This is a genomic window from Methanobrevibacter sp., from assembly GCF_045644645.1.
GTDB lineage: Archaea > Methanobacteriota > Methanobacteria > Methanobacteriales > Methanobacteriaceae > Methanocatella.
This window is the reverse complement of record NZ_JAZRHE010000033.1, coordinates 1-6,669: the sequence shown is the minus strand read 5'-3', so window position 1 is coordinate 6,669 and position 6,669 is coordinate 1. Positions and strand designations below refer to the sequence as shown.

General features: G+C 30.7%; 5 protein-coding genes. 2 read left to right on the top strand and 3 right to left on the bottom strand.

Annotation, left to right across the window (positions count from 1 at the left end):
- Nucleotides 1-534 precede the first annotated feature (534 nt).
- Nucleotides 535-741: a hypothetical protein gene (locus ACKI4K_RS02220; RefSeq protein ID WP_407421853.1), complete on the top strand. Its 207-nt coding sequence runs from the start codon at nucleotides 535-537 to the stop codon at nucleotides 739-741.
- Nucleotides 742-890: 149 nt separating this feature from the next.
- Nucleotides 891-1,076: a hypothetical protein gene (locus ACKI4K_RS02215; RefSeq protein WP_407421851.1), complete on the top strand. Its 186-nt coding sequence runs from the start codon at nucleotides 891-893 to the stop codon at nucleotides 1,074-1,076.
- Between the two features lie 221 nt (nucleotides 1,077-1,297).
- Here the strand turns inward: ACKI4K_RS02215 and ACKI4K_RS02210 are convergent, their stop codons facing one another.
- From ACKI4K_RS02210 to ACKI4K_RS02200, 3 genes are all read right to left on the bottom strand, one after another.
- The gene (locus ACKI4K_RS02210; RefSeq protein ID WP_407421849.1) at nucleotides 1,298-1,450 is read right to left on the bottom strand and encodes a hypothetical protein; all 153 of its coding nucleotides are present in this window, start codon (nucleotides 1,448-1,450) and stop codon (nucleotides 1,298-1,300) included.
- A 189-nt stretch (nucleotides 1,451-1,639) separates the two neighbouring features.
- On the bottom strand, nucleotides 1,640-5,326 hold the full coding sequence (locus ACKI4K_RS02205; protein WP_407421847.1) for a hypothetical protein: 3,687 nt from the start codon (nucleotides 5,324-5,326) through the stop codon (nucleotides 1,640-1,642).
- 450 nt (nucleotides 5,327-5,776) lie between these two features.
- Nucleotides 5,777-6,535: an EFR1 family ferrodoxin gene (locus tag ACKI4K_RS02200; protein WP_407421845.1), complete on the bottom strand. Its 759-nt coding sequence runs from the start codon at nucleotides 6,533-6,535 to the stop codon at nucleotides 5,777-5,779.
- Nucleotides 6,536-6,669 lie beyond the last annotated feature (134 nt).

Here is a 6,669-nt window from a genome sequence, read left to right as displayed (position 1 = left end):
AAAATATGAAATGATTATTATGGGAATTACTGATTATATTAAAACCAGATTATTGAATTTCCCCAATAAATTTTTAAAAGAATTTACACTGAATATAAAGCCAATATACTGAAAAAACTATACAAAATATAAACACCTGCTAAAAAAGACCAAATTAATTCCTTAAAAAAAGACTCAATTTTTAAAAATATCAACATATAATGCTTAATAAAATTATAAAATAAGTATATTAAGTTAATCAAGAATTAAACCAATATTAATGAATAATAAGTCAAAAAAACCCCAAATAATATAGATTTTTTGTTGCCCGTATACTATACAAAATATTTATTACTTTTCTCTCAGACAATGTAATATTTCTGCAGAATAATATATAATTTTAATCCATAACTTTCAAATATTCATTTTGAAAAAAATTAAAAATTCCAAAAAAATATTAACAAAATAAATATTATAATCACGTAGAATACCATTTATCCACATTAACACTTTGAGATTGCTTTTCACTAGCTAATTTTTCATATCTTCCAGTAAATGCCACTGCACAGTCATCATGCATACTACAACAGCGAAAAGGCATTTTCTAAAATTAATGACAAATATAGGCTCATTGAAATCGTCAAATCGATTGAATATGAATTGTATAACCTGAAGCATCTGAAAAAGTTCATTGACAGCAATGGCATTTGGGCAGACATTACAGTGAATGCACATCGGGATTATCACAAGATGTCCGCCTAAAGCAGATTAGAAACAAAAATGTCTTTGTTGCCACTGTGGCCAAATGTGACATTGACAAAATCCTAAAAAAAGGCAAACTATATTATGATGACTGGCTCAAAGAATTGATAGATGCAATAACCGATGAGGATTATCTCTAAAGCATTGATTTGACAGGCCATGATGCTAATGAAGGGGCAGTCGAAAAAATCGATGTTGATGACCTTTTCAAAAAGGTTTGCTTGACATATAAAAACAAGCATGCCAGAGCACTGACCATCGCACAAATCAAGGAAGAGGATTTACTGGAAATTTTCGATGCAATGGCCGAGCCAGATCCTATTGCAATACTTTAACGAGAAAAGCATGAAATTAAGCAGTAAATTTTGATATGGTGCAATAGCCAAGGCCATGTTAAAAAAATAAAAAGAATAGTGAAGATTATAAAATATCTACATATACTGTACGTGCCCATTCCCATCATCATGAGTAAGTAGACCTGTAGTATGGTAATAGCTTTCGTGCATTCCATTAGCTCCATCAATATGTTGTACTCCATTGGAATCAGTGTATTCAGTTACGTAAGTACATATTGTGGAGAATATTTATCATAACCTCCAGAATAAGAACTGCTGGAACTTGAAGAATAACTTTCTTCACTAACAGTTTCTTTAACTTCTTCTTTAATAGTTAATTTTTGTGTTGTAAATGTTTCCAGTGTAGTTTTCATTACCATATGTAACAATAACTTTGTATTTACCTTTCTTTAAATCAAGATTAAGTTTTGCATTACCTTTAGAATTAGTTTTAACTGTATCATTAACTACAACTTTGCCTTTTGTTAGTTATTGTGATGTTAACTTTTTCTTTGGATATTGCCATTTTATCACTAAATTTAGCGGTTATAATAGATAACATATTAATCAAAATTTGTATTCGCAATATTCATTTTTGCTTTGCCATAATTTGTTAATGTCTCTCCATTTTTATTGCAGAAATTATCTTTAAAATTGCATTCATTTAAATTTAGACGCCCCTTATTGAAGATGGCCGCACCGTCATCATTTGCAAAATTAGCTATAAAATCGCACTGCATCAAATCCATCACAAAATCCTCAGAACCCTTATAATATGACTGATTAAAAATTGCTCCACCCAATCCATTATCTCCAATTGCATTATTTGAAACAAATTTTGTCTTTGAAATTTTTGTTCCACTTGATTTGCTGGCATAAATTGCCCCTCCTTTCAAAATGCAGGAGTTATCTTCAAAAACACACTCCTCAAGAGACTCAATCATACCGCCATTGAAAATAGCGCCGGCACTTTCCTTGACAGAATTGCCTTCGAATATTGATTTGTTGATACTGATCCATCCCAAATAATTATCAATAGCTCCCGCATATCTGCCAGATTCATTGCTAATGAAATTGGAACCCTCAATATAAACCGATCCCATCCAATTATAGATTCCACCACCATTTTCTAAAGCGTCATTACTGTCAAAATCACAATTTTTTAAGGATAACTGGCATTTTCTCATATTTGATATGGCTCCGCCATCCTTAGCCGAGTTTTTGAAAAATCTGCAGTTCGTCAGATATAATTTTGAGTTTTCATTATATATGCCTCCGGAAATATCTGAAAAATTTTTAATGACCTCACAATCAGTCATTTCAACCGTTGAATTTTGATTCAATACTGCACCGCCTTTATCTGCAGAATAATTATCTTTAAATTGAATTTTGTTAGTTTTAAAAGATTTTGATTTGTTCAATATTGCTCCTGCAGATTTTCTTGAGCTACTTTGGATAAATTCACAGTTTTTAATTTCAAAAGAAGAACCAGGCATGGCATAGATTACGCCTCCACCATCATTTTCACTATCATATCTGCTTCTAAAATAATGTCCCCTAAGGAATTTTATATTTTTAATCAAGACATTTTTAGCGGAAATAAGAAATATCCTAGAAAAGCGATTGGCATCAATGGTATGATGATTTCCATCTATAACCAAATTATCAATGTCAATTTCAATTCCCCCTTCATAGAAATTTTGCTCTGAACTATGCATTTCTATATCAGAATCCAAAGTTACACGATTAGATCCTGAATGTATTAAATCATTTAAATAAGCAAATCCCAACCATCCTTCAGGAATCCCATCACCAAAATAATATAATCTGCGACAATCAAAATTTTCACCGAATTTAATTTGATTAACTAATTCCTCTTCCCTGTGAATACTTAAAAAGCCATTATTATTGAAAATGGCCTTTTTATTCAGATTAACAAATTTGGAATTTTCAAACATCAAATTAGCATTTTGATTATGGATAATATATGAATCATCATTAATGTCGAATTTTGAATAATCAATCCTGCAAAAACCATCTTCAAGATATATTAAATTATTTCTGAATAAATTTTGAGAAAAGTAACATTTTTTAATAAACAATTCACAACTAACCTCTCCCTTATGATAAATTACAGCACAGGAGTCATCCGAATCATTATCCAGAAACTTTGAATTTTTAATGTCCATATAATCGTTATTAAATATTGCACTTCCCTGTAAATATGCAATATTTTTATCAAAATGACATTTGGCAATCCTTAAACATCCTTTAAACATGTTGTTAACAGATCCGCCTTTTTTTGCAGTGTTTGACTTTAATTTGCAGTTTATCAAAGATAATTCACTTTCATTATTGATGGCCCCACCATAATTATCAGAGCCATTTCCATTTAATTCGGAGCCTTCCATTTTTAGAGAACCCTCACTGTTATGTATTGCCCCTCCATTTCCCCCATTTACTGTATTTTTTAGAAATGTAGATTTAACTACTTCCAACGAGGAATCATTTCTAATAGCTCCGCCACCATTTTTAATAACTTCGCCGGCATCATTTATGGAAATGTTATCACTGAAATTACATTCCATTAATGATAGACGACCTTCATTTATAATGGCGCCACCACCATTTCTATAATCAGTTTTCTCTGACGAATCAACAATATCATCAGTGGCATTTTCATCAATTCTAAAAACATTATCATAAAAATTGCAGTTCACTACAGATAACGTTCCTTTATTTATAATGGCCCCTCCTCCATTTATGGAAGATTTATGATGGAATTTTGAAAATCCTCTTTTGAATACTATATTATTTAATATGACATTAGACTTGCATTTAAATATTCGTGTTTTACCTCTTGCATCAATTGTATGTCCGTTTCCATCAATAAGCAAATTTCCAACATCCAGTTCAATACCTTCAAAATATTCTGACTCTTCATCAGGATCTAAAATAATATCCGAATCTAAAATTATCTCTTTAACTCTCCCCCAATAATCTTTAAACAACTCCACTGAAGCTGACGATTTTTCAACTCCACTATGAATCAAATCATCCAAATCTTTAAATGTTTTGGTTTCAACAGATTTGTCAATTTCATCACAAACGAAATCCTCTTCCGCAGACGGAGAATCAGAAATGTCATCATCAATTTCATCAGATTCGAATTCTTGGACAACAAATACATCATCAGGGACATTATCTTTAAAATTGCAATTGTATGATTCAAATTTATTTAGTTCTCTTAAGCATATCGCACCCCCATCATTGCCGGCACTGTTTTCATTGAATGTTGAGACTGCAACTGTTAAAAAACCATTATTGTTATGTATCGCTCCACCACCGGATGCTCCATTTGCAGTGTTGTAATTGAATGAGGATTGTGAAATTGTTAATGTGCCGGTTTCCTGGTCTACTGCACCCCCATCCCACTCTGCCACATTTCCTGAGAATGCTGATTCAACAATTCTTAACTCTCCACCATGATTATATATTGCGCCTCCATCCCATTCTGCAACATTCTCATTGAATAAAGACTCTTCAATTGTCAGAATGCCCTTATTGCAGCTTATTGCACCACCACCGAATTTTGCACTATTTTCATTAAGCAAGGACTTTCTTAGTGTTAATTCTCCGCCATTATTTTCTATTGCCCCACCATATTTCTCTGTAAATCCATTTTTTAAGGTGATGTTTTTAATTAGAATATTTTTGCCGATGCTTTGAAATATTTGTGTTTTTCCTCGTGCATCAATAAAATAACCATTTCCATCTACAACCAAATCATCAATGTCCAGTTTGATTCCCTCTTCATATTCAGACTCTTCACCATCACTTAAAATTACATCTGAATCTAAAACTATTTCTTTTGCACCACTGTGAATCAAATCATCTAAATATTTAAAGTTTCTAATTTTATCATTTGGTGTTGGTTTATCTATAATTTCTTCATCTGCAGGAGTTTCTTCTAAATCATTAGATGGAATCTCTTCATTATCATTTAAACTTTCATCAGCATTTTCTATACTATCAATAGGTTGTGGTTTATCAATTACTTCTTCATTTACGAGAGTTTCTTCTGAAGTATTAGATTGAAACTCTTCATCACCATTAAAATTTCTATTATCTTCTATAGTTCCAATGGGTTCATGTTTATCAATTATTTCATCATTCACATTATTTTGAGATTCAACATCTTCCTTTTTAGACCCGAATGCCTTTTTGACCTTATCAAAGAAACCCATCATGAACACCCACAATTATAATTTACCTATATGATTACTATTAATTAAATTTATTCAAAGGTGATTGCTTCAACGATTCAATTAAATAAAATCTAATAACTTTACTTTAATTTTCTACCACTATTTTTATTAGAGTATATGTTGAGGTGCATTAATTTTTATAAATTATGTTAACGAATTTTACTTAAGGCAATATACCAAAAATACTATACAAAATATAAGCACTCTACTAAAAACGACCAAAAAGCCTTAAAAAATAATTATTTAAAAAACTCTTTTTATAAAAATAAGAATGAAAAATCATTAATTAAACCATATAACGACTAAAATTACGTTAAAATAATTAAAAACAATTATAGAACCATAATAAAAGATATAAACTCCAAAAATAATTTAAATTTTTGTTGCCCGTATACTATACAAAATATAATGTACTTTTAGTTTCGAATTGTACTATTTAATATTATTGCTCTTTATTATTTCAGAAACTTTAATATTAGGATTAAGATATCTTTCATTAGGATTGGCTTCCTGATTTAAATTTAAAACATTATTCTTGCAGTGATGAACACAACCAAGACAGAATTCACAATTATCTCCCAGAACAGGTTTTCCTTCCGTTAATTCAATGTTGCCCCTTGGACATACTTTTGTACATATCTGGCAATTGGAACAGTCCTTGCCGACAACAATCTTGAATTTTTTAGACATTGTGGATTCCAAGACTTTTTCAATGAATGGCACAGCAGTAAACATCTTTTTAGAAAGTTTAAATTCTTTTTTCATCAAAATATCATCTTTGATAATACTGATTGCATTTAAAATATCATTTTCATCTTTGATTTCCTTTTCCTTAGCCATGTCAAACATAGGCAGGTAATTGTCCACCATCAAAACGGAATTTGTATAGTTTACTGCCATTCCCCTTTTTTCTAATGTTTTAGTCATTATCCTTAATGCATTCTGGTCACCGTCGGATCCATAAGAGGCAATCAAAAACAGATAGTCAGCAGCAATATTGACTTTTTTAAGGTATTCCCTCAGCATTTTAGGCGATGTTGCATAATATACTGGAAAAACAATGCCCACCACATCATCTTCAATGTCAAAGATGTTGTCATTAACCAATTGTGGAATGCTTAAAAGTTCTCCACCCAAATTCTGTGCAATATACAAGTTGTTTCCGGTGGATGTGAAATACAATATTTTCATTTTAACGAGTCTGTAAAATTTTATAGGCTTCTTTCAAATTAATCTTTTTTACAGTTGAAATTTCACTTCGATGAAAATTCATTCTAATTTTGCTTTAATTTAAAAAATATTGGTTTAAAATTAGTAAATTACTT

Excerpts from the sequence above, each read along its gene's own strand:
- ACKI4K_RS02210 (WP_407421849.1), bottom strand. The coding sequence starts at position 1,450 with ATGAAAACTACACTGGAAACATTTACAACACAAAAATTAACTATTAAA.
- ACKI4K_RS02205 (WP_407421847.1), bottom strand. The coding sequence starts at position 5,326 with ATGATGGGTTTCTTTGATAAGGTCAAAAAGGCATTCGGGTCTAAAAAG.
- ACKI4K_RS02220 (WP_407421853.1), top strand. The coding sequence starts at position 535 with ATGCCACTGCACAGTCATCATGCATACTACAACAGCGAAAAGGCATTT.
- ACKI4K_RS02200 (WP_407421845.1), bottom strand. The coding sequence starts at position 6,535 with ATGAAAATATTGTATTTCACATCCACCGGAAACAACTTGTATATTGCA.